Below are 22,822 nucleotides of genomic sequence, written 5' to 3' on the forward strand. Positions count from 1 at the left end.
GTCACTTCGCCGCCTGCCGCAGCCGCCGCGTCCGGTCCCGCCGGCTGCGCGCCAGCCGGTGCAGCTCGGCCACCTGGGCGTCCGGCAGGCCCCAGGCCTGGGTCAGCAGCCGGAGCGTGGACACCCGCGGGCAGGAGAGCCCCCGTTCCAGGTCCCTGATCGACCGCACGCTCAGCCCGGTCGCCTCGCCCAGCTGCTCCTGCGTCATGCCCCGGTCCAGCCGGATGCTCCGCAGCAGCGCCCCGAGCGATGCGCCGTCCCCCGTCGCCGCTCCACCCACGCCTGTTCCCCCCTCAATTCCGGCCAGTCCACCCCAGGACGGCCCAACTCCCCCGGTCCGGCCGGGATTTGATCGAAGCGAGTGCCGTCGCACGCTAACCGCAACCGGCCGGCGCGGCAGCCGAACCGGCGCGCCGGGCGCGTGACGTGACTCACGCGCCCGGCGCGGACGGCCCGCCCCCCGCCCCGCGCACCCTGCGTGACCGCCACCCCTTGAACCCGCCGCCGGAACCGCCGGACGGCACCCGGGAGAACCGGGGGAAGAACGCCGGGAAGAACGGATGGAAGAACGGGGGGACGAACACCGGACGAAGATCCACACACCCCCGGCTGCCCCTGTGAGCGAAGCCCCGAATGAGGCAGGATGGGAGGTGGAAAGGGCGGCCTCTCATTGCCGGCCACCACGTGCACTGAGGAAGAGGACCCCCATGAGCATCGACCCGTCGTCCATCCCGTCCTTCGGCGTTCCCCAGGGCGGCCAGCCCGGCGGCCAGGGCGGTCGGCCGGCCGGCCCGCCGCCGGTCATCGTCCCGGACCAGGCCCTGGTCACCCAGCTGCTGGACCAGATGCAGCTCAAGCACGTCGTGGACGAGGAGGGCGACCTCACCGCCCCCTGGGAGGGCTTCCGCGTCTACTACATGTTCCGCGGCGAGCAGAAGGAGCTCTTCGCGGTCCGCGCCTTCTACGACCGCGCGTACCCGCTGGAGAAGAAGGGCGAGATCCTCGACCTGATCGACGAGTGGAACCGCGAGACCCTCTGGCCCAAGGTGTACACCCACACCCACGAGGACGGCGTGGTCCGCCTGATCGGCGAGGCCCAGATGATCGTCGGCACCGGCGTCAACCTGGACTACTTCGTCACCACCACCGCCAACTGGACCCAGGCCGCGGTCGGCTTCGAGCAGTGGATCGTCGAGCGCCTCGGCCTCCAGAACGAGATCGAGGGCGAGGACGGCGAGGGCACCGAGGGCACCGACGAGGCCTGATCCCGCTCCCGGCACTCCGGTCCGGCCCGCCACCGCCTCCGCGCCGGTGGCGGGCCGTTCTTGTCCCCGGCTCCCGGCTGTCCCAGGATGGCCCTGACGACGAGCCGCGAGGAGCCACCGATGGGTACCAGGCCACTGCTGAACCGCCGACTGGCCCGGATGGGCACGACGGTCTTCGCCGAGATGTCCGCGCTGGCCACGGCCACCGGCTCGATCAACCTCGGCCAGGGCTTCCCGGACACCGACGGGCCCGAGGAGGTCCGCGAGGCGGCCGTACGGGCCCTGCGCGAGGGCCGCGGCAACCAGTACCCGCCCGGCCCCGGCGTCCCCGAACTGCGCGCTGCGATCGCCGAGCACCAGCAGCGCTTCCACGGCCTCTCGTACGACCCCGACACCGAGGTGCTGGTCACCGCCGGCGCCACCGAGGCCATCGCCGCCGCCCTGCTGGCCCTGCTGGAGCCCGGCGACGAGGTGATCGCCCTCGAACCCTTCTACGACTCCTACGCGGCCTGCATCGCCATGGCCGGCGCCACCCGCCGCCCGCTCACCCTGCGGGCCCCGACCTTCCGCCCCGACCTCGACGAGCTGCGCGCCCTGATCACCCCGCGCACCCGGCTGCTGCTGATCAACACCCCGCACAACCCGACCGGCACCGTCCTCACCCCCGAGGAACTGCGCGGCATCGCCGAACTTGCCGTCGAACACGACCTGTTGGTCATCACCGACGAGGTCTACGAGCACCTCGTCTTCGGCACCGTCCACCACCCGCTCGCAGCACTGCCCGGCATGCGCGAGCGCACCGTCACCATCTCCTCGGCCGGCAAGACCTTCTCCTTCACCGGCTGGAAGGTCGGCTGGGTCACCGCGAGCCCGGACCTGGTCGCGGCCGTGCGCACCGCGAAGCAGTACCTCACCTACGTCAGCGCCGGCCCCTTCCAGTACGCCGTCGCGGAGGCGCTGCGGCTGCCCGACGCCTACTTCGACACCCTCCGCGCCGACCTGCTGCGCAAGCGCGACCTGCTGGTCGACGGCCTCGGCGCGGCCGGCTTCCGCGCCTTCACGCCCGAGGGCACGTACTTCGTCACCACCGACATCACCCCGCTCGGCGAGAGGGACGGCATCGAGTTCTGCCGCGCCCTGCCCGGCCGTTGCGGCGTCGTCGCCATTCCGAACGCGGTGTTCTACGACGACGTGGACGCCGGCCGTAGCCTGGTCCGCTTCGCTTTCTGCAAAAAGGACGAGGTTCTTCGGGAGGCCGTCACCCGTCTACAGCGCCTGTGAGGGGCCGCACGCCCCCTTTCACTCCCTTCGAACAAAAACATCCATGCCCCGACACCAGTTCTGATGGATCATCAACTTCCTTGATCGGCTTGCCTGTTTGCCTCAATCGAGACATCCTGGCCGCCCCGCCAGGCGTTCCCCCGCCGCCCTCCACGCCCCGCGCCCGGAGGGCGGCGGTGTGTGCTGCACCCGAACAGCGCACACCCGGCGCGCACGGCGCACGATCCGGTGATAGGGGCGCGCGCTGTGCAAACTCGCACATGGACTCGATCAGACCCGGGAAGCAGATGTGCTCTAAACGGTGAATGCTTGACAAAGTTGGGTAAATCACCGGCGGACCCGGCGTATTCGTGCTTCTCTGCTGCTGAATCTCCAGCCGGAATCCTTCCTTCCACGGTCGGCCGCGCCCAGGGCCGCACAGCCACGAACAGCCTCGCCATCGCCTAGGCCTAGTCGCTGCTGCTCGGCGGGCGCGCACGGAGCTGAAACGCGGAGCCGAGCATGCTCACCACACTGCAGACCTCCTACACGGACACCCGCGCCGGTGACCTCGCCTGGTGCCTCGGCGGCGACCCACTGCCCGCGCTCGCCGTCCGCGACCTGAGACTCGACGGAGGCGGCCGCCCGGGCCCGTCCGGCACCCTCCAGCTGCGCCTGCTGGGCGCCTCCCACCAGGTGGTGATCGACGCGGGCCCCGGCCGGTGCCTGGAGACCGTCGCCTGCCTGCCCGGCCGCCGCACCCCGCTGCCGGCCCGGGTGGCCAAGCAGGTCTGCGGCTGGGAGTACGAGTTCGCCGCCCGCATCGAGGCGCTGCCGCCGCACGACTTCGCGGCCCGCGCCCAGGAGCTGCTGGCCCTCGTCGAGGGGCACCCGCGCGGCCTCGCCGGGGTCTTCCCGGGCGACCCGAGCGCCTTCACCGCGCTGGTCACCCAGGGCGGCGCGGACCGGCTGCTCTGGCGCACCTGGCACGCCTACCCGCAGGAGGGGCAGCTGGTGTGCACCCGCTCCTCGCTGGTGGTGTCCGGGGGATGACCGCCCGAAGCCCGGACCGGAACACCGATCCGGCCGTAGGCCGTCCAGCGCGGGCCTGCGAATCGTACGCAGGAACGGTTCGTCAATCCGACGTCGCTCACTGTCCGTCGGATGGGCGCAGCGATCCGTCCCGCACGTCCCCTAGCGTTTGTTCGTGATCAACCATCCGGCCGGTCCGCCCGCACGCCCGCGAGTGGACCTCGACGACGGCGCCCCACCCCGGCCCGGGCGAGGCCTCGCCCCACTCCTGCCCGCCCGCCGTCCATCCCGGCTGCGCTCCCGCCCCCGGCTCGCCCGCCTGGCCGTCCTGCTGGCCGCGTTCGTCTGCGCGGCCTGCGGACTCGTCTACGAGCTCGAACTCGTGGCGCTCGGCGACTACCTGCTCGGGGACACGGTCACCCAAACCTCCGTCGTGCTCTCCGTCATGGTGTTCGCGATGGGCCTCGGCTCACTGCTCGCCAAACGGCTCACCAGCCGGCCCGCCACCGCCTTCGCCGCCGTCGAGTGCGCGCTCGCGCTCACCGGCGGACTCTCCGTCCTCGCGCTCTACTCCTGCTGGGCCTGGCTCGGCCGCTACCAGGCCGCCATGGTCGGCCTCACCTGCCTGATCGGCATCCTGATCGGCGCCGAGATCCCCCTGCTGATGACCCTCATCCAGCGGATCCGGCGCGAGGACGCCGGGCGGGCCGTCGCCGACCTGTTCGCCGCCGACTACGTGGGCGCGCTGATCGGCGGCCTCGCCTTCCCGTTCCTGATCCTGCCCGCCCTCGGGCCGGGCGACGGCGCGTTGCTCACCGGCGCCGTCAACGCCGTCGCCGGGGCCGCCGTGGTGCTCTGGCTGTTCCCCGAGGAACCGGCCCCCCGGATGCGCCGGCTGCTGTGGGGCGGCTGCTTGCTGGTCCTCGGCCTGCTCGCGGCGGCCGCGGCCGGCTCCGAGGCCGTCGAACGCGCCGCCCGGCACGCCCTGTACGGCGACCAGGTCCGCTACGCGATCCGCAGCCGGCACCAGGAGATCGTGCTCACCGGCCCCGCCGAGGGCCCCCTCCGGCTCTACCTGGACGGCCGGCTCGCGGTCTGCGGGCCCGACGAGTACCGGAGCAGCGAGGGCCTGGTCCACCCCGCCATGGCGGCCGGCCCGGACACCCGGGTCCTGCTGCTCGGCGGCGGCGACGGGACGGCCCTGCGGGAGGTGCTGCGGCACCGGGGCGTCCGCACCGTCCGGCTGGTCGACGCCGACCCCGTCCTCCCCCGACTGGCCCGCACCGACCCCGGGCTCGCCGCCCTCGACGGCCACGCGCTGGACGACCCCCGGGTCCGCACCACCGCGGCCGACCCGCTCGCCTGGCTGCGCGGCGCCGACGCCCCCGGCGGGGACGGGCCGTACGACGTGGTGCTCGCCGACCTCCCGGCCCCGGCCGACGGCGGGCCGGTCAAGTTCCACTCCCAGGAGTTCTACGGCCTCGCCACCCGGCTGCTCTCCCCCGGCGGGCGGATCGCCGTCCGCGCCGGGAGCGACCCGGACGGCCTCTGGCAGGTCGAGTCCGGCCTGCGCGCGGCGGGCCTCCAGACCGCCCCGTACGCCGTCCAGGACAGCCCCACCGCCACCTGCCGGCCCGGCCCGCCGGGCGATGCCCGGAACTTCCTCCTCGCCGCCGCCGACCGCCCCCGGCTCACCCTCGCCCCCGACGCCCCGCCACCCCGCGCCCTCACCCCCGACACCCTCCGCACCACCACCGCCCGCCTCACCGCCCTCCGCCCCACCCACCCCCCGGCCGCCCTCACCCTCCTCGGCCCACGCTGAGGGCCGCACGACGCCGTCGCCGCTCCGGCCCCGCCGAAGCGGCGACGGGGCGGAAGAGAACGGGCTCCCGGCACGCGGGTGCGGCGGGCCGCGCCACGACCCCCGCCTCCGGGCCGGGGCGGTGGTGCGACGGCCGGGGGAACAGGCGGGGTGGGGAAAATCGGATGGTGGTGGGTAGGGACCGGGCGGGGGGCAGTCGGTAGGCTCCGTGGCATGGAGCATGAGGTTGTCGTCCCGATGTCCGCCGAGCTGGTGCGGCAGGCCTTGCAGGATCCGGCGCTGCTGGCGCGGAGTGTGCCGGGGCTGAGCACCGAGCCGGCCGCGGTCGGCGCCGGTGCGGCCGAGGAGATCAGCGGCCGGCTGAAGCTGCGGGTCGGCGGCTCCACGATCACGTACAAGGGCGTGCTGTCGCTGATCGAGGGCCGGGAGGGCGTGCTGACGGTGCTGGCCGAGGGCGAGGAGGCCCGGGGCAGCGGCGAGGCGACCGCCACGGTCCGGGTCAGCGTCGCGGACGGCCCCGGGGACGGCACCGCGGCGATCCGCTTCACCGGTGACCTGAGCGCCACCGGCCGGCTGACCGAGTTCGACGAGGAGACCCTCGACGCCACCGGCCGCCGTCTGCTGGACAGGTTCGCCGCCGCGCTGGTCGCCCCGGAGGACGAGCAGCCGCAGGACCAGGACCAGGAGGAGGACGCCCCCGCCGGGGCGGACGCCGGTGTGGTCTTCATCGAGGAGCGCCAGGACCAGCCCGGTGACGACCTGGACGACGACCTCTCCGACCTGATCGCCTTCTCCGACGCCGACGCCGAGCGCTTCGGTCTGCCCACCGGTTCCGCCGACGACGAGGACGAGGACGACGTCGACGGCGAGGGCGCGGACGGCTCCGCCGAGCGGGACGGCGTCGCCGAGGAACTCCCCGCCGAGCCGCTCTTCGCGTACGAGGACGAGCCGGTGCTCTCCGGCCCGGTGCGCCGCAGCATCGTCGGCCGGTCCGCCGAGGAGGTGGACCACGCCCCGCCGCGCGGCCCGTACGCCCCGGCGCTGCCCGCCCGCAGCGCGCGGGCCCGGGCGGCGTCCCGCTGGGGCGGCGAGGCCGGTGGGATCGTGGTGCCTGGCACCGGCGGCCGCAGCGCGGTGCCGTGGGTGATCGGCGGCTCGGTGGCGCTGCTGGGCGGTGCCGTGGTGCTGGTCAGGGCGCTGCGCCGGCGCTGAGCCCGGAGAGCCGCCGGGACCACCAGGGCCTAGACTGAACGCTCATGAGCAACGACCGCGACGCCCTGCTGGCACAGATCAAGGACAAGGCCGTCGTGCACGGCAAGGTCACCCTCTCCTCCGGCAAGGAGGCCGACTACTACGTCGACCTGCGCCGGATCACGCTGGACGGCGTGGCCGCCCCGCTGGTCGGCCGGGTGATGCTGGACGCGACCTCGCACCTGGAGTACGACGCCGTCGGCGGTCTGACCCTGGGTGCCGACCCGGTGGCCGCCTCGATGCTGCACGCCGCCGCCGCGCGCGGGCAGCAGCTGGACGCCTTCGTGGTCCGCAAGACCGGCAAGGCCCACGGCCTCCAGCGCCGGATCGAGGGCCCGGAGGTCAAGGGCCGCCGGGTGCTGGCCGTCGAGGACACCTCCACCACCGGCGGCTCGGTGCTGACCGCCGTGGAGGCGCTGCGTGAGGCGGGCGCCGAGGTGGTCGGCGTCGCGGTGATCGTGGAGCGCGGCGGCGCGGCCGCCGTCGAGGCCGAGGGCCTGGAGTACGTGACCGCGTACACCCTGGACGACCTGGGTCTCTGACCCCGCCCGGTACGACGAACGACGGAGGGCCGGTGCTGTTTCACGTGAAACAGCACCGGCCCTCCGTCGTGTCCGGCGCGGCGGGCGCCCGGCCCCGCCGGGGCCGGTGTCGGACTCAGCCCCGCCGGTGCCGGCCGTTGCCGACCTGGACCTGGCTCTCGCCGGCGGCCTCGGCACCGCCGGCCCGCTTCTTCTTCCGCTCGCGCATGACCTCGACCAGGATCGGCGAGATCGACAGCAGGACGATCAGCAGCACCGCCGGGATCAGGTACTTGTCGATCACCGGGGCGAGCGCGTCACCGAAGAAGTAGCCGATCAGCAGCATGGACTCGGTCCACAGCACGCCGCCGACCACGTTCCAGACGAAGAAGGTCCGGGCGGGCATCTCCAGGGTGCCGGCGACCGGGTTCAGGAAGGTGCGGATGATCGGCATGAAGCGGGCCAGCACCACGGCCTTGCCGGAGCCGAACTTGTTGAAGTACTCCTCCGCCTTCACCACGTACTCGCGGCGGAAGATCTTCGAATCGGGCTTGTCGAACATCTTCGGCCCGACCTTGGCACCGATCAGGTGCCCGAGCTGGGCACCGGCGATCGCCGCGATCGGGCAGCCGATCAGCAGCACGGCGATCGGCAGCTTGGCGCCGTCGCCGAGCACCGAGGAGGCGGCGTTCGAGGCGGCGACACCCGCGAGGATGAGCAGCGAGTCGCCCGGGAAGAAGAAGCCGACCAGCAGGCCGGTCTCCGCGAAGATGATCGCGATCAGCCCGATGGCGCCGAGGGACGAGATCAGGGATTTGGCGTCGAGCAGGTTGACGGCCAGCTGGTTGTAGTCCACGGGCGCAGGATAGCGGGCGCACCCTGCCGGCGAAGCGGGCGCACCGCGCCTGCGGTGCCCGGCCGGGAGCGCTCCCGGCCCCCGTCGGGGCCGCCCGGGACCCGCCCGGAGCCCGCCGTGCGCCCGTGCCGTGCGCCGTTCCGCATGCCGGGCTCCTGCTGACCTGCGGGCACGAGTCTGGGAAGATGGCACAGGCGTCCGGTCCGCAACGGCACACCACCCTCATGGCCGTACCGCGGAGGTCGCCTCGAACGTGCCGGAGAGCCACACCGCAACGCCGCGCGTCGGCGGGCCGGCACGGAGTCGTCACGAAGGCGTACACAGCGTCGGACAGCACCGTCCGTACGCCGCAACCCGACAGGAGCGGATCGCATGCCCATCGCAACTCCCGAGGTCTACAACGAGATGCTGGACCGGGCCAAGGCGGGCAAGTTCGCCTACCCGGCCATCAACGTCACGTCGTCGCAGACCCTGCACGCCGCGCTGCGTGGTTTCGCCGAGGCCGAGAGCGACGGCATCATCCAGATCTCGACCGGTGGCGCGGAGTTCCTGGGCGGCCAGCACAACAAGGACATGGTGACCGGCGCCGTCGCGCTCGCCGAGTTCGCCCACATCGTCGCCGCCAAGTACGACGTCACCGTCGCGCTGCACACCGACCACTGCCCGAAGGACAAGCTGGACGGCTACGTCCGCCCGCTGCTGGCGGTCTCCGCCGAGCGCGTGGCCAAGGGCCGGAACCCGCTGTTCCAGTCGCACATGTGGGACGGCTCGGCCGAGACCCTCTCCGACAACCTGGCCATCGCCCAGGAGCTGCTGGCCCAGGCCGCCGCCGCCAAGATCATCCTCGAGGTCGAGATCACCCCGACCGGCGGCGAGGAGGACGGCGTCACCCACGAGATCAACGACGAGCTGTACACCACCGTCAACGACGCCGTGCGCACCGCCGAGGCGCTGGGCCTGGGCGAGAAGGGCCGCTACCTGCTGGCCGCCTCCTTCGGCAACGTGCACGGCGTGTACAAGCCGGGCAACGTCGTGCTGAAGCCGGAGCTGCTGCGCGAGCTCCAGGACGCGATCGGCAAGCAGTACGGCAAGACCGACCCGTTCGACTTCGTCTTCCACGGCGGCTCGGGCTCGAGCGCCGAGGAGATCGCCACCGCGCTGGAGAACGGCGTCGTGAAGATGAACCTGGACACCGACACCCAGTACGCCTTCACCCGCCCGGTGGCCGGCCACATGTTCGCCAACTACGACGGCGTGCTGAAGGTCGACGGCGAGGTCGGCAAGAAGAACACCTACGACCCGCGCACCTGGGGCAAGCTGGCCGAGGCCGGCATGGCCGCCCGTGTGGTCGAGGCCGCCGAGCAGCTGCGTTCGGCGGGCAAGCGCCTGAAGTGATCCGCGCCGCGAGCGCGGAAGTGCCCGCCCCGAGCGTGCGAACCCGCGCCCCGAGCGTGAAAACACGGGTGCCCCCGGCGGTTTCTCCGCCGGGGGCACCCGTCACGTCGGGGGTGGTTACTGCTTGAGCTCCGCGTACGCCTCCGCACTGCTGTCCTTCAGGAACTGCCAGCAGCGGGCCTCTTCCTCGGTCTCCTTGATCGCGCCGGCCGCCCGGGCGAGCCCCGCCAGGCAGCGCAGGAAGCCGCGGTTGCCGCGGTGCTCCCACGGCACCGGGCCGTGGCCCTTCCAGCCGTTGCGCCGCAGCGCGTCCAGGCCACGGTGGTAGCCGGTACGGGCGTAGGCGTACGACTCGACGTACCGGCCGGCCGCGAAGGCGTCGTCGGCGAGCATCGCCCAGGCCAGGCAGAAGGCCGGGAACTCGGCCGCCACCTGGGTCGGGGAGGCCGACTCCTCCGCGAGCATCCGGTAGGGGCGCTCCTCCTCCGGGAGGAGGGTCGGTTCGGGACCGTCGAGAAGATTCCTGTGAATCGCCATGCCCTGAAGTCTGCCACCCGAGACGCAGGGGTCAACCGCCGTCCCGGACGGAGCACCGCCCCCGGGGCGGCGAACCTCTCCCACCAGGCACGTAGACATTCACCCGTTCGCCGTGCCAGTGTGAAGATCATGTCCGCAGCCCGATCCGTCGGCAGGCGCACCGCACCGCCCCGGAAGGGCGGTCGCCGACGCCGCCGACCGCGGCGCAGACCCGGTCCTGGCATGCTCATGGCGCTGGTGCTCTCCGCGCTGGTGCTGGGTGCCACGGCGGTCGTGCTGAACCGCCCGGGGGGAACCCCGGCCGCCACCCCGACCACCCAGGCGCGGGTCGCCCCGCCGGCCGAACAGACCGCCACGGCCGCGCCGGAGCCGACTCCGCCCCCGGACGACACCCCGCCGCCCGTGGCACCGCCCGCCCCCGCCGGCCCCGACCCCGGCCCCACCAAGGGCGCGGGCACCTTCACCGTCGCCCCCGCCACCGCCAAACCGGTCGGGCGCGGCAACGTGCGCCGCTACCGGGTGGAGGTCGAGGACGGCATCGGCATCGACGCCCCGACCGCCGCCGCGCAGATCCACGGCATCCTCGGCGACAAGCGCGGCTGGACCAACGACCACAAGAACGGCTTCCAGCTGGTCGCGAGCGGCCCGTATGACTTCACCGTGAAGATCGCCTCCCCGGCCACCGTGGACCGGATCTGCGGCGCGTCCGGCCTGGACACCCACGGCGAGGTCAACTGCAACGTCGGCAACCAGGTGCTCGTCAACTCCAAGCGCTGGAACACCGGTTCACCCCAGTTCAGCGGACCGCTGGAGGAGTACCGGGCGCTGATCGTCAACCACGAGGTGGGCCACCGGATCGGCCACGGCCACGAGAGCTGCCCGGGCGAGGGCAAGCCCGCGCCCGCGATGATGCAGCAGATCTACGGCCTCAAGGGCTGCGCGCCCAACGCCTGGCCGTACTCGGCGGAGGGCGTGTACCTCAGCGGGCCGTCCGTCCCCTGACAGGATCCGGACGGCCCGCCGGCCGAAGTCCTAGCCGAGCACCGGCAGGTAGGCCCGCAGGTCGCTGCGCTCCCCCGAGGCGGACACCTTGGCCGACTCCACCGCCGCCGCCCAGTCGAGCCGGCCGGTGGCCAGCCGGATCCAGGTCAGCGGATCGGTCTCCACCACGTTGGGCGGGGTGCCCCGGGTGTGCTTCGGCCCCGGCACCGCCTGGACCACCGCGTACGGCGGGACCCGCAGCTCGACCGCGCCGCCGGGCACCTGCCCGGCGAGGGCGTCGGCCAGCATCCGGGAGACGGCGGCGAGGGCCTGGGGGTCGTGCGGGAAGGCGTCCAGGCCGAGCGCGTCGGCCAGGTCGTCGGCGTGCACCACGGCCTCGACCAGCCGGGACACCAGGTACTCGGTCAGGAGCATCGGATGTCCGGTCAGGAAGGTGACCTTCCGCTCCGGGTCCGCCACGGCCGGCCCGTCGAGCACCGCCCGCACGGCGTCGAGCGACCGGTCGAACTCGGCGGCCACCTCCTTGGCCGAGCCGGCGAAGCCGGTCTCCGCGTGCTCCGTGGTCGCGCTGTCGACGAACTCGGCCATCGTCGCGGCCATCGCCGCGTAGTCGGCCAGCGGGAGCGCCGGCCCGTCCGGCTCCGGCGAGTTCAGCACGCCCAGCAGCTGGCTCAGCGCCAGGCTCACGTGGGTCACCAGCTCGCGCACCTTCCAGGCGCCGAGCCGGGTCGTCCGGTCGAGGTCGGAATCCGTCAGCCGGTGCACGACATCGCGCACCGCCTCGCTCTGCGCCACCAAGGCGGCGCTCACCTTCTGCGGCTGATACGTACGGGACTTGGCAGGCATGGGCGTCAACATACGCCGAGGGGCGGGTGGTTCACCAGAGAACCGCCCGCCCCTCAGGAACCGTGCGTCAGGCCAGCAGGGCCTCGATGACGCCGGTGTGAGCCTCCGTCAGTTCCGCCAGCGAGACGCTGAACTGGCCCTGGACGTCCAGGCTGTCGCCGTCCACGACACCGATCCGGGTGGCCGGCAGGCCGCGCGCGGTGCACATGTCGTTGAACCGGAGCTCCTCGCTGCGCGGCACCGCCACGACGGCGCGGCCGGCCGACTCCGAGAACAGCAGGACGAACGGGTCCTGGCCCTCGGGCACGACGATGCGCGCACCGTGACCGCCCTTGAGGCAGCTCTCCACCAGCGCCTGGCCGAGACCGCCGTCGGACAGGTCGTGCGCGGCGTCGATCATGCCGTCGCGCGAGGCGGCGATCAGGATCTCGCCGAGCAGCCGCTCGCGCTCCAGGTCCACCTTGGGCGGCAGGCCGCCGAGGTGGTCGTGGACCGCCTGCGACCAGGCCGAACCGCCGAGCTCGTCCGCCGTGTCGCCGAGCAGGTAGAGCAGCTGCCCCTCCTCGGCGAAGGCCAGCGGGGTGCGCCGGGTGACGTCGTCGATGACGCCGAGCACCGCGACCACCGGGGTCGGGTGGATGGCGACCTCGCCGGTCTGGTTGTACAGCGAGACGTTGCCGCCGGTGACCGGGGTGCCGAGCACCAGGCAGGCGTCGGCCAGGCCGCGGGTGGCCTCGGCGAACTGCCACATCACGTCCGGGTCCTCGGGGGAGCCGAAGTTGAGGCAGTCGGAGACGGCGAGCGGCTTGGCACCGCCGGCCGCGACGTTGCGGTACGCCTCGGCCAGAGCCAGCTGGGCGCCGGTGTACGGGTCCAGCTTGGCGAAGCGGCCGTTGCCGTCGGTGGCGACCGAGACGCCGAGGTTGGTCTCCTCGTCGATCCGGATCATGCCCGAGTCCTCGCCGGAGGCGAGCACCGTGTTGCCCAGCACGTAGCGGTCGTACTGGTTGGTGATCCAGGACTTGGAGGCCTGGTTCGGGTGGCTGGTGACCTTCAGCAGGTCGGCCTTGAGGCCCTCGCCGGTGGTCGGGCGGGCCAGCCGCTCGGCGGTCGGGGCGTCGGCCTGCAGCGCGTCCTGCCAGCTCGGACGGGCGTACGGACGCTGGTAGGTCGGGCCCTCGTGGGCGACGGTGCGCGGCGGGACGTCCACCACGAGCTCGCCGTGCCAGTAGATCTCCAGGCGCTCGCCGTCGGTCACCTCACCGATGACGTTGGCGATGACGTCCCACTTCTCGCAGATCTCCAGGAAGCGGTCGACCTTGTCGGGCTCCACGATCGCGCACATGCGCTCCTGCGACTCGCTCATGAGGATCTCCTCCGGCGAGAGCGTGTGGTCGCGCAGGTGCACGGTGTCGAGCTCGATCCGCATGCCGCCGGAGCCGGCCGAGGCCAGCTCGCTGGTGGCGCAGGAAAGGCCGGCCCCGCCGAGGTCCTGGATGCCCTTGACGAGCTTCTCCCGGAAGATCTCCAGGGTGCACTCGATCAGGAGCTTCTCCTGGAACGGGTCGCCGACCTGGACGGCCGGGCGCTTGGCCGGCTTGGTGTCGTCGAAGGTCTCGGAGGCGAGCACCGAGACGCCGCCGATGCCGTCGCCACCGGTGCGGGCGCCGTACAGGATGACCTTGTTGCCGGCGCCGGAGGCCTGCGCGAGGTGGATGTCCTCGTGCTTCATGACGCCCACGCACAGCGCGTTGACCAGCGGGTTGCCCTGGTAGCAGGAGTCGAAGACGACCTCGCCGCCGATGTTCGGCAGGCCCAGGCAGTTGCCGTAGCCGCCGATGCCCGCGACGATCCCGGGCAGCACGCGCCGGGTGTCCGGGTGGTCGGCCGCACCGAAGCGCAGCGGGTCCATCACGGCGACCGGGCGGGCGCCCATCGCCAGGATGTCGCGCACGATGCCGCCGATGCCGGTGGCCGCGCCCTGGTAGGGCTCGATGTACGACGGGTGGTTGTGCGACTCGACCTTGAAGGTGACCGCGTAGCCCTGGCCGACGTCGACGACGCCGGCGTTCTCGCCGATGCCGACGAGCATCGCGTCCGAATCCGGCTTCTTCTCGCCGAACTGCTTCAGGTGGACCTTGCTGCTCTTGTACGAACAGTGCTCCGACCACATGACCGAGTACATGGCGAGTTCGGCGCCGGTCGGGCGGCGGCCGAGGATCTCCCGGATGCGGGCGTACTCGTCCTGCTTGAGGCCGAGTTCGGCCCAGGGCTGGGCGGCGTCCGGGGTCTGCTCGGCGATCTTGACGGTGTCGAGGCTCATCAGGCGTTCACCAGCTGCTTCAGGACGGAAGTGAAGAAGCCCAGGCCCTCGGTGGTCGGACCGGTGAGCGGCTCCACGGCGTGCTCCGGGTGCGGCATCAGGCCGACGACATTGCCGGCGGCGTTGGTGATGCCTGCGATGTCGCGGTACGAACCGTTCGGGTTGACGTCGAGGTAACGGGCGACGACCCGGCCCTCCGCCTCCAGTTCGTCCAGCACCCGCTCGTCGGCGACGAAGCGGCCCTCGCCGTTCTTCAGCGGGACGACGATTTCCTGGCCCGCCGAGTAATCCCGGGTCCAGGCGGTGCCGGCGTTCTCGATGCGCAGCTTCTGGTCGCGGCAGATGAAGTGCAGCGAGTCGTTCCGGTGGAGCGCACCGGGCAGCAGGTGCGATTCGCACAGCACCTGGAAGCCGTTGCAGATACCGAGCACCGGCATTCCGAGCTTCGCCTGCTCGATGACGGTCTCCATCACCGGCGAGAAGCGGGAGATCGCACCGCAGCGCAGATAGTCGCCGTAACTGAATCCGCCCGGCAGGACGACGGCGTCGACCTGGTGGAGATCCTTGTCACGGTGCCAGAGGGCGACCGGCTCGGCGCCGGCGAGACGGACCGCCCGCTGGGCGTCGCGGTCGTCGAGGGAGCCGGGGAAAGTGACGACGCCGACGCGGGTGGTCACTTGCCCTCCTCCTCGACCCGGACGGTGAAGTCCTCGATCACGGTGTTGGCGAGAAAGGTCTCGGCGGCTTCGCGGATACGGGCGAGCGCCGCGTCGTCGACCGGGCCCTCCACATCCAGCTCGAAACGCTTGCCCTGGCGGACGTCGGCGATCCCGGTGAATCCGAGACGGGGCAGTGCGCGCTGCACCGCCTGTCCCTGGGGGTCGAGGATCTCCGGCTTGAGCATGACGTCGACTACGACGCGTGCCACTGGCACTCCCGGTGGTGTCTTCGGTGAGGCGGGGGAACCCCAGACTACCCGTGGTTTCGGGCAGGATTGCTGGCCGGGGATAGCGACGCGCGTAGACTCCAGACCCTTACGCCGCAAGGGATCCAGGCCCCTCGCCACCGACCCGGGCCGACCGGTTTCCCCGGATTCGGGCCCCGGAACGACGCCGCCGGGAGAACACCCGAATACGGCACTTGGGGACAGATCCGCCCGTCCCGCACATCGGTATCCCGCAGTCCCGCGAAGAGACGTGAATATCCGGAAAAAAATGCCGGACTCTTCGATTTCGGCCCCCTTCGGGTGCAGAATAGGGGCCACCTGTCGCGGCAAGTGCTGCGTATCAGGCGGGCCACCCGGCCTGCCCGTACGTGCTTGCGCGAGTTGGTGCACATCAGGCCTCGGTACCCCCTCGGACCGGCGGCCGAATTGCCCGAGAGGATTGACACCCATGGCTCAGCGTGTAGTTGTCACGCTCTCCGACGACCTGGACGGCGGCGCCGCCGCGGAAACCGTCCACTTCGGCGTCGACGGGAAGTCGTACGAGATCGACCTGTCCGTGGACAACGCGGAAAAGCTGCGGGAGGCCCTCGCGCCGTTCGTCGCCGCCGGCCGCCGCCAGAGCCGCACCGGAAAGTCCTTCCGCCGCACGGCCCTCACCCCGGACCCAGCCGCCGTCCGCGCCTGGGCCCTGTCCCGCGGGATGGAACTGCCGGCCCGCGGCCGCATCCCCAAGCACGTGTACGAGGCGTTCGCCGAGGCGAACTGAGCCCCGCGGGGACACCGCTCCCCGGTCGCCCCGCCCGCCCGGACCGAAAGGGTGGGGCGACCACCCCGAAAGATGCTGTAGAGTATTCCTCGTCGCCGCAACGGAGAGATCCGAAGAGGCGGCGGGTGCCCCACCAGGCACCATGCGGACGTGGCTCAGTTGGTAGAGCATCACCTTGCCAAGGTGAGGGTCGCGAGTTCGAATCTCGTCGTCCGCTCGCAGTGCGCGAGCACAGCACAACTCAATAGTTTGACCTGCGGACGTGGCTCAGTTGGTAGAGCATCACCTTGCCAAGGTGAGGGTCGCGAGTTCGAATCTCGTCGTCCGCTCCGATACGAAGGGCCCCCTCGGATGAGGGGGCCCTTCGGCATTCCCCGGCAAAACGACCCATGACATTTGTCATCGCCGACCCGTGCATCCGCACCGCGATGTCATGACGGCGCGCACTGCCCGCGCGGCCCGGTCGGCGGAAGGCTTGAGGCATGGAAACGAGCCGGCCCTCCCGCCCCAGCGACGACGTGATCGAGGTCACCGACCTGCACCGCCACTACGGCGGCGGCACCTCCGGGTACCACGCCGTGCGCGGCGTCGACCTGACCGTCCGCCGCGGCGAACTGTTCGCCCTGCTCGGCACCAACGGGGCCGGCAAGACCTCCACCATGGAGGTCATCGAGGGCCTGGCCGCCCCCACCGGCGGCACCGTCCGGGTGCTCGGCCGGGACCCCTTCAAGGAGCGCGCCGCCGTCCGCCCGCGGATCGGCATCATGCTCCAGGAGGGCGGCTTCCCCGGCGAGCTCACCGCCGCCGAGACCGGCCGCGCCTGGGCCGGGATGACCAGCGGCGCCCGCCCGGTGGCGGAGGCGCTGGAGCTGGTCGGCCTCGGCCACCGCGCGAACGTCCGGGTCAAGCAGCTGTCCGGCGGCGAGAAGCGCCGGCTCGACCTCGCGATGGCCCTGCTCGGCCGCCCCGAGGTGCTCTTCCTGGACGAGCCGAGCACCGGTCTCGACCCGGAGGCGCGCGCCGCCGTCTGGCAGCTGGTCCGCGAGCTGCGCGCCCAGGGCACCACGGTGCTGCTCACCACGCACTACCTGGAGGAGGCCGAGGAGCTGGCCGACCGGCTGGCCATCATGCACGGCGGCCGGGTCGTCACCTCCGGCACCGTCGCCGAGGTGATCGCCGGCCGACCCGCCCGGATCAGCTTCGAGCTCCCCGACTTCGCCGGGACGGCACTGCCCGTCCTGGCCGGGGCCGAGATCGGCGTCGAGGGCCGCAGGGTCACCGTGCAGACCCTCGGGCTCCAGGACACCCTGACCGACCTGCTCGGCTGGGCCCGGCAGCACGGGATCGCGCTCGGCGCCCTGGACGCCCGCAGCGCCTCGCTGGAGGAGGCCTTCCTCGCGATCGCCTCCGAGGCCGCCCACCAGAACCCCCCGCAGGCGCCCGCCGCCACCCGCCCCGCCCGCCGCCGCCTGATCGGATCCGCCCGATGACCACCGCCGCCACCGCCACCGCCACCGCCACCGCCGGTCCGCAGAGCACCACCGTCCGTCGACTGCTCGCCCTCGGCCGGGCCGAGGCCACCCTGCTGATGCGCAACCGCACGGCCCTGTTCACCGCCCTGGTGCTGCCGCTGGTGCTGGTCTTCACCCTCCAGGGCGTGCTGTCGAAGCAGGCCGAGTCCAACCCCGGGCTGGACGTCGACTCGCTGCTGGTCTACGGCTCGGTCGGGATGATCCTGGCCTTCGTCGTGTACTACAACCTGACCGCCGCGTACGTCGGGCGGCGCGGTGAGCTGGTCCTCAAGCGGCTGCGCACCGGCGAGGCCCGGGACATCGAAATCCTGCTCGGCACCGCCGTCCCCTCGCTCGCGCTCGGCCTGATGATGGCCGCCCTGATCGGGATCGGCGGCAGCCTCGGCCTGCACCTGGCCGTGCCGGTCAACCCGGTGCTGATGCTGGTCGGCCTGCTGCTGGCACTGGCCACCATGATCGCCCTGGCCGCGCTGTCCAGCGCCTTCACCAAGACCGTGGAGAGCTCGGGCATCACCACCCTGCCGATCATGCTGGTGATGCAGCTCGGCTCCGGCCTGTTCGTCCCGCTGGAGGTCATGCCCAAGCAGCTGGCCGACATCTGCCGCCTGCTGCCGACCACCCCCGCCTTCCAGCTGATCCGGGTCGGCTGGTTCGGCACTGACGGCTCGGCCGCCGCGACCGGCTTCGCCGGCTCCTGGGGCGCCGCCGGCTCGCACCTGGTCACCGGGACCATCTGGCTGGGCCTGGCCGTCTGGGGCGCGGTGCGCTACTTCCACTGGGAGCCGCGCCGCTGACCCGAAGGGCACCGCGCACGGAAGGCGTTCATCCGTCGGATGAACGCCTTCCGTGCCTCTGATATGAAGACACCGGCAAGATCGTGATCGAACTGGGGCGGAAGAATTGAGAATGCGGTCACCGCTTCGCAGCTGGACGAGCCTGAGCAAGCCCCGGCGCACCGAGCTGTACTTCCGCTGGTCGCTCTACACGCTGCCGCTGCTGCTGCTCCCGATCACCCTGCTCTCCGCCGGGGCCCGGGCCGACCTGCCGGACTCCGTCGGGACGGTCCGGATCGCCCTGCTGGTCTCGCTCGCGTCGACGCTGCTGGGCCTGCGGGCCTGCCGCACCTCGCTCGACCACTACCTGAAGCGCCCCACCGACCACCTGCGGTGGCTGGCCGTCAACGGTGCGTTCGCGGTGGCCGGCTCCTGGGCCGTCCTGCTGCTCGGACCGCACGCCGACGGGGCGGACGGCCGGTCCGGGATGGCGTTCACCTCCACGATGGCGGCCCTCCTGCTCGCCGTCGCCTTCGGCCCGGCGTCCATCGGACTGTCGATCGCCCAGGCCTCGCTGGCCGCCCTCGGCGGGTTCCTGCTGACCGCGCCGGCGATGGTGCTGGCCGGGTACGGCCTCGCCGGTACCGCCGGGCTGCTGATCGGCTGCCTGGTCATGCTGCCCATCCTCGGCGGGACCTGCCGCAGCTTCGCCTGGCTGACCTCGGTGGTCTGGGAGCTGGACGCCGCCCGCGAGGCCCAGTCCCGGCTGGCCGTCGCCGAGGAGCGGCTGCGCTTCTCCCGCGACCTGCACGACGTGATGGGCCGCAACCTCACCACCATCGCGCTCAAGAGCGAGCTCGCCGTCCAGCTCGCCCGCCGGGGGCGCGAGGAGGCCGCCGACCAGATGGTCGAGGTGCAGAAGATCGCCCAGGAGTCGCAGCGCGAGGTCCGGGACGTCATCCGCGGCTACCGCACCGCCGACCTGCACGCCGAGGCGATCGGCGCCCGGGCGGTGCTGCGCTCGGCCGACGTCGCCTGTGAGATCGACCTCGGCGAGCACGCCGACGAGCTGCCGCCCCCGGTCCAGTCGGTGTTCGGCTGGGTGATCCGCGAGGCCACCACCAACGTGCTGCGGCACAGCGAGGCCGGCCGCTGCCTGATCCGGCTGCGGACCGAGGACGGACGGGCCGTGCTGGAACTGGAGAATGACGGGGTGCCCGACGTCCCGCTCCCCTCCCAGGGCAGCGGCACCGGGCTGCGCGGGCTGCGCGAGCGGCTCGCCGCCCACGACGGCGAGCTGACCGTACCGGCCGCCGAGGCGGGCGTCTTCCGGATGCTCGCCACCGTCCCGCTCCCCCGCTGAGGAAGGCCCGCCCGATGACCGAGAACGCCGCGCCCGTCCGTGTCCTGCTCGCCGACGACGAGCACCTGATCCGGGGCGCGCTGGCCGCGCTGCTCTCGCTGGAGGACGACATCGAGGTGGTCGCCCAGGCCGGCTCCGGTCCGGAGGCGCTGGCGATGGCGCTGGCGCACCGCCCGGACGTCGCGGTGCTGGACCTCCAGATGCCGGGCAAGGACGGCATCGAGGTGGCCGCCCAGCTGCGCGTGGTGCTGCCGGACTGCCGCTGCATGATCGTCACCGGCCACGGCCGCCCGGGCTACCTGAAGCGGGCGCTGGAGGTCGGGATCCGCGGCTTCCTGCCGAAGACCGTCTCGGCGGCGGACCTGGCCGGCATCATCCGCACCGTGCGCTCCGGCGGCCGGTACGTGGATCCGGAGCTGGCGGCGGACGCGATCAGCGCCGGCGAGAGCCCGCTGACCCCGCGCGAGACGGACGTCCTGGAGCTGGCCGCCGACGGCACCACGATCGCCGGGATCGCCGAGCGGGCCTCGCTCTCCCAGGGCACCGTGCGCAACTACCTGTCCTCGGCGGCCACCAAGCTGGGCGCGGAGAACCGGCACGCGGCGGTGCGGATCGCCCGCGAACACGGCTGGATCTGAGGGATCCCCGGCGCTCGCGGGCGGTCCGGACGGACTCAGGCCCAGGTGGTCCCGGTGAGCCGCTCGTACACCTCGATGTACTTGGCGCGGGTCCGCTCGACGATCTCGGCCGGCAGCGCGGGCGGCGGCTGCTCGCTGTGGCGGTCCCAGCCGGAGGCCGGGGAGACCAGCCAGTCGCGGATCAGCTGCTTGTCGAAGGACGACTGCGAGCGGCCCGGCTGGTAGTCGTCGGCCGGCCAGTAGCGGGAGGAGTCCGGGGTGAGCACCTCGTCGCCGATCACCAGCTCGCCGTCCAGCAGGCCGAACTCGAACTTGGTGTCGGCCAGGATGATGCCGCGCTCGCGGGCGATGTCCCGGGCCCGGGCGTAGACGTCCAGGGTGGTGCGGCGCAGCTGGGCGGCCAGCTCGGCGCCGATCCGGCGGGCGGTCTCCTCGTAGGAGACGTTCTCGTCGTGCTCGCCGACCTCGGCCTTGAGCGCCGGGGTGTAGATCGGGCCGGGCAGCTCGGAGCTGTTCTCCAGGCCCTCCGGCAGCGCGATGCCGCAGACCGTGCGGCTCTCGTTGTACTCGGCCAGGCCGGAGCCGGCCAGGTAGCCGCGGGCGACCGCCTCGACCGGGACCATCTCCAGGCTGCGGCAGACCAGCGTGCGGCCCTTCCAGTCGGCCGGGGCGCCGACCGGGACCTCGGTGGAGATCACGTGGTTGGGGACGATGTCGGCGATCCGCTCGAACCACCACAGCGACAGCTGGGTGAGGATGCGGCCCTTGTCCGGGATCTCGTTCGGCAGCACCCAGTCGTGGGCGGACGTCCGGTCGCTGGCCACCATGACCAGTTCACCCGACTCGGTGCGGTAGAGGTCGCGCACCTTGCCGGTGTGCAGGTGGACCAGGCCGGGTACCTGGACCGGCTCGGGCTTGGTGACAAATCCGCTCAAGGTGTTCAGTCCTCAGGGGTCGTTCGCGGGCGGGGGCACCGCGAAAGGGGAGGTCACTGCCCCCGCAGTCTTTCACGGCCGCCGAACACCGGTTCCCCGGCCACCGTCCGCCGGTTCCCGGGCCGCCGGTTCCCCGGCCGCCGCGCTAGTTCTTGCAGAGCCGGTCCAGCAGGTTGGCGGTGGCCCGCTGGATCCGTTCGTCGGTCAGGCCGGGGCGCCCCAGCGCGGGCGACCAGGCGAAGGTGCCGGCCGCGAAGACGTACGCGCCGCTGGGCGCCCGGTACAGCGAGGTCTCCTGGAAGCGGGTGCGGCCGGACAGGTCCTGATAGGGCGAGTGTGCCAGCAGCACCCGCTCGATGTGGTCCGGCAGGGCCACCTTGGGGTAGTAGCGGTCGGCCTCACCGGCCACCAGCCCGGGCAGTTCGTCGCCCTCCTGGAGACCGGTGCCGTCCCAGAGCCAGTGCGCGGTGTGCCGGGCGACCAGCGGGACGGGCGCGGCGACCCGCCCCGAGTACTGCACCCCGAGCAGCTGCTGCTCGGGCTCGCCCGCGTCCCGCCACAGCGCGCTGGCCGCGCCGGGCGCCCCGGCGGCCGGGCTGCCGGGAGGGACCTTCTGCCGCTTGCGGCAGTTGAGCAGCCGGTTGGGCTCGCCGGAAGCGGCGGCGGACAGTTCTACCCGCCAGTACATGGTGTTGGCGGAGAGGAACACCAGCGAGGTGCCGCCGTCCCTGGCCCGCTCGGCGGCCCGGCGCATCGGCTCGGACCAGTACTCGTCGTGGCCGGGGAAGACCAGCGCCCGGTGCCGGGACGGGTCCACCAGGCCGGCGTGCAGGTCGGTGGCGGTCGCGTACGAGAGGTCGTAGCCGTAGCGCTCGGCCCAGCGGATGAAGTCGTACGCGTGGCCGACGTGCAGCGGCAGTCCGGCGGTGGCGTGCGGGCGGTCGAAGGAGACGGTGACGGCCGCCTCCGGCTCCCCGACCAGGCCGCCCCGGCCGTCCCAGGCGTGGTAGAGGCTGGCGCCGGTGCGGCCGTCCTCGGGGAACAGGTTGTACGCCTGCCAGGTCACGTCCGGGAGCACCAGGAGCAGTTCGGCGGTGTGCGCCCGGTCCTCGAAGTCCCGGACGGTGAACGGGATGTGGCTGCGGTGCAGCATGTCGGCGGTGGTCAGCACGGCGACGTACGAGCCGGGCTTCCAGTGCACCGGGATCTGGAGCCGCCAGGAGTGCCACCAGTGGTGGCAGGAGACCGTCCGGTCGACCACCAGCGGGGCGGGCTGGGCGAGGCCGGAGATCAGCGGGCTGGACGTCATGTGGCGGGCGTTGTCGCCGCCGTAGTGGCCGATCCGGAAGACGTCCACGGTGAACTCGCGGGGCGGGTTCACCGTGACCCGGAAGTCCACCGAGCCGCCGGGGCGGACCACCCCGGCCGAGGCGAAGCCCTTGATCTGCTGGTCCACGTCGTTGGCGCCCTGGGGGCTGCCGACCGTGGGCTTGGGCCGGGCCCCCGCGGCCAGCGGCTGTTGGCCCGGCGCGTCCACCGAGACGTACCAGGGGACGGCGCCCTCCGCCCCGGCCAGGTACTGGTCCGGGCTGCGCAGCCAGGGCAGCGGGCCCTGGCCGAAGGGGTCGGAGACGCTGTAGGCGTGCGTCCCCGACTCCCAGCGGCCGTTGAGTTCGGTCCCCACGCGCCCCTCCCAGGTGCACTTCCGCCCGGTTGGCACGTGCCCCCCGGATGTGCGTGCGGTCTAATACACCACAGA

The 22,822-nt window shown here is 72.6% G+C and carries 22 protein-coding genes and 2 tRNA genes; 15 read left to right on the top strand and 9 right to left on the bottom strand.

Annotated features, from left to right (window positions below; genetic code table 11):
* Nucleotide 1 precedes the first annotated feature (1 nt).
* A complete protein-coding gene (locus ACWDBE_RS20320) occupies nucleotides 2–280 on the bottom strand; it encodes a helix-turn-helix domain-containing protein (protein WP_449787833.1) in 279 nt (92 codons plus the stop codon).
* Between the two features lie 427 nt (nucleotides 281–707).
* On the opposite strand from ACWDBE_RS20320, the gene ACWDBE_RS20325 reads away from it, so the two are divergent.
* From ACWDBE_RS20325 to pyrE, 6 genes are all read left to right on the top strand, one after another.
* Nucleotides 708–1,265 (top strand): YbjN domain-containing protein, encoded by a 558-nt coding sequence (locus ACWDBE_RS20325; RefSeq protein ID WP_449787834.1) that lies wholly within the window; start codon nucleotides 708–710, stop codon nucleotides 1,263–1,265.
* Nucleotides 1,266–1,385: 120 nt separating this feature from the next.
* Nucleotides 1,386–2,546, top strand: a complete 1,161-nt coding sequence (locus ACWDBE_RS20330) for a pyridoxal phosphate-dependent aminotransferase (RefSeq protein ID WP_449808702.1) — start codon at nucleotides 1,386–1,388, stop codon at nucleotides 2,544–2,546.
* A gap of 501 nt (nucleotides 2,547–3,047) precedes the next feature.
* Nucleotides 3,048–3,578: a DUF2617 family protein gene (locus tag ACWDBE_RS20335; protein ID WP_449787836.1), complete on the top strand. Its 531-nt coding sequence runs from the start codon at nucleotides 3,048–3,050 to the stop codon at nucleotides 3,576–3,578.
* A 154-nt stretch (nucleotides 3,579–3,732) separates the two neighbouring features.
* Nucleotides 3,733–5,379 (top strand): polyamine aminopropyltransferase, encoded by a 1,647-nt coding sequence (locus ACWDBE_RS20340; protein ID WP_449787837.1) that lies wholly within the window; start codon nucleotides 3,733–3,735, stop codon nucleotides 5,377–5,379.
* Nucleotides 5,380–5,592: 213 nt separating this feature from the next.
* A complete protein-coding gene (locus ACWDBE_RS20345; protein WP_449787838.1) occupies nucleotides 5,593–6,591 on the top strand; it encodes a CoxG family protein in 999 nt (332 codons plus the stop codon).
* 44 nt (nucleotides 6,592–6,635) lie between these two features.
* Nucleotides 6,636–7,172 (top strand): orotate phosphoribosyltransferase, encoded by a 537-nt coding sequence (gene pyrE / locus ACWDBE_RS20350; protein WP_392868562.1) that lies wholly within the window; start codon nucleotides 6,636–6,638, stop codon nucleotides 7,170–7,172.
* 115 nt (nucleotides 7,173–7,287) lie between these two features.
* On the opposite strand, the gene ACWDBE_RS20355 is transcribed toward pyrE, so the two are convergent.
* A complete protein-coding gene (locus ACWDBE_RS20355; RefSeq protein ID WP_449787839.1) occupies nucleotides 7,288–8,007 on the bottom strand; it encodes a DedA family protein in 720 nt (239 codons plus the stop codon).
* 372 nt (nucleotides 8,008–8,379) lie between these two features.
* On the opposite strand from ACWDBE_RS20355, the gene fbaA reads away from it, so the two are divergent.
* On the top strand, nucleotides 8,380–9,402 hold the full coding sequence (gene fbaA / locus ACWDBE_RS20360) for a class II fructose-bisphosphate aldolase (protein ID WP_392868566.1): 1,023 nt from the start codon (nucleotides 8,380–8,382) through the stop codon (nucleotides 9,400–9,402).
* Between the two features lie 117 nt (nucleotides 9,403–9,519).
* Here the strand turns inward: fbaA and ACWDBE_RS20365 are convergent, their stop codons facing one another.
* Nucleotides 9,520–9,939 carry a DUF3151 domain-containing protein gene (locus ACWDBE_RS20365; protein ID WP_449787840.1) on the bottom strand — a complete coding sequence of 140 codons (420 nt, stop codon included), beginning with the start codon at nucleotides 9,937–9,939 and terminating at the stop codon, nucleotides 9,520–9,522.
* A gap of 222 nt (nucleotides 9,940–10,161) precedes the next feature.
* Between ACWDBE_RS20365 and ACWDBE_RS20370 the strand changes: the two genes are divergently transcribed.
* Entirely contained in the window at nucleotides 10,162–10,941 is a 780-nt protein-coding gene (locus ACWDBE_RS20370) for a DUF3152 domain-containing protein (RefSeq protein ID WP_449787841.1), read from the top strand.
* Nucleotides 10,942–10,971: 30 nt separating this feature from the next.
* Here ACWDBE_RS20370 and ACWDBE_RS20375 read toward each other — a convergent pair whose 3' ends face one another.
* The 4 genes from ACWDBE_RS20375 to purS all read right to left on the bottom strand — a co-directional run bounded on the left by ACWDBE_RS20375 (nucleotide 10,972) and on the right by purS (nucleotide 15,038).
* Nucleotides 10,972–11,787, bottom strand: coding sequence for a maleylpyruvate isomerase family mycothiol-dependent enzyme (locus ACWDBE_RS20375; RefSeq protein ID WP_392921195.1), 816 nt, complete (start codon nucleotides 11,785–11,787; stop codon nucleotides 10,972–10,974).
* Between the two features lie 67 nt (nucleotides 11,788–11,854).
* Nucleotides 11,855–14,110 carry a phosphoribosylformylglycinamidine synthase subunit PurL gene (gene purL, locus ACWDBE_RS20380; protein WP_449787843.1) on the bottom strand — a complete coding sequence of 752 codons (2,256 nt, stop codon included), beginning with the start codon at nucleotides 14,108–14,110 and terminating at the stop codon, nucleotides 11,855–11,857.
* On the bottom strand, nucleotides 14,110–14,787 hold the full coding sequence (gene purQ / locus ACWDBE_RS20385; RefSeq protein ID WP_392868575.1) for a phosphoribosylformylglycinamidine synthase subunit PurQ: 678 nt from the start codon (nucleotides 14,785–14,787) through the stop codon (nucleotides 14,110–14,112). Before purQ ends, purL begins: the two co-directional genes overlap by 1 nt.
* Nucleotides 14,784–15,038, bottom strand: coding sequence for a phosphoribosylformylglycinamidine synthase subunit PurS (gene purS / locus ACWDBE_RS20390; protein ID WP_049654013.1), 255 nt, complete (start codon nucleotides 15,036–15,038; stop codon nucleotides 14,784–14,786). The genes purQ and purS overlap by 4 nt, the downstream gene beginning before the upstream one ends.
* Nucleotides 15,039–15,504: 466 nt before the next feature.
* On the opposite strand from purS, the gene ACWDBE_RS20395 reads away from it, so the two are divergent.
* The 7 genes from ACWDBE_RS20395 (at nucleotide 15,505) to ACWDBE_RS20425 (ending at nucleotide 20,128) form a co-directional block, all read left to right on the top strand.
* Nucleotides 15,505–15,822, top strand: coding sequence for a histone-like nucleoid-structuring protein Lsr2 (locus ACWDBE_RS20395; protein ID WP_030056585.1), 318 nt, complete (start codon nucleotides 15,505–15,507; stop codon nucleotides 15,820–15,822).
* Between the two features lie 144 nt (nucleotides 15,823–15,966).
* Nucleotides 15,967–16,039 (top strand) — tRNA-Gly (locus ACWDBE_RS20400).
* Nucleotides 16,040–16,078: 39 nt separating this feature from the next.
* Nucleotides 16,079–16,151: transfer RNA gene (locus ACWDBE_RS20405), tRNA-Gly, on the top strand.
* A gap of 153 nt (nucleotides 16,152–16,304) precedes the next feature.
* Entirely contained in the window at nucleotides 16,305–17,312 is a 1,008-nt protein-coding gene (locus ACWDBE_RS20410) for an ABC transporter ATP-binding protein (protein WP_449787844.1), read from the top strand.
* Nucleotides 17,309–18,148, top strand: coding sequence for an ABC transporter permease (locus ACWDBE_RS20415; protein WP_449808703.1), 840 nt, complete (start codon nucleotides 17,309–17,311; stop codon nucleotides 18,146–18,148). The genes ACWDBE_RS20410 and ACWDBE_RS20415 overlap by 4 nt, the downstream gene beginning before the upstream one ends.
* 112 nt (nucleotides 18,149–18,260) lie before the next feature.
* Nucleotides 18,261–19,490 carry a sensor histidine kinase gene (locus ACWDBE_RS20420; protein ID WP_449808704.1) on the top strand — a complete coding sequence of 410 codons (1,230 nt, stop codon included), beginning with the start codon at nucleotides 18,261–18,263 and terminating at the stop codon, nucleotides 19,488–19,490.
* Nucleotides 19,491–19,504: 14 nt separating this feature from the next.
* The gene (locus ACWDBE_RS20425; protein ID WP_449787847.1) at nucleotides 19,505–20,128 is read left to right on the top strand and encodes a response regulator; all 624 of its coding nucleotides are present in this window, start codon (nucleotides 19,505–19,507) and stop codon (nucleotides 20,126–20,128) included.
* 35 nt (nucleotides 20,129–20,163) lie between these two features.
* Here ACWDBE_RS20425 and ACWDBE_RS20430 read toward each other — a convergent pair whose 3' ends face one another.
* On the bottom strand, nucleotides 20,164–21,063 hold the full coding sequence (locus tag ACWDBE_RS20430; RefSeq protein ID WP_449787848.1) for a phosphoribosylaminoimidazolesuccinocarboxamide synthase: 900 nt from the start codon (nucleotides 21,061–21,063) through the stop codon (nucleotides 20,164–20,166).
* Between the two features lie 145 nt (nucleotides 21,064–21,208).
* Complete coding sequence (locus tag ACWDBE_RS20435; RefSeq protein ID WP_449787849.1) at nucleotides 21,209–22,747, bottom strand: N,N-dimethylformamidase beta subunit family domain-containing protein; 1,539 nt, start codon at nucleotides 22,745–22,747, stop codon at nucleotides 21,209–21,211.
* Nucleotides 22,748–22,822: the final 75 nt, after the last annotated feature.

This window comes from Kitasatospora sp. NPDC001132, from assembly GCF_053598415.1.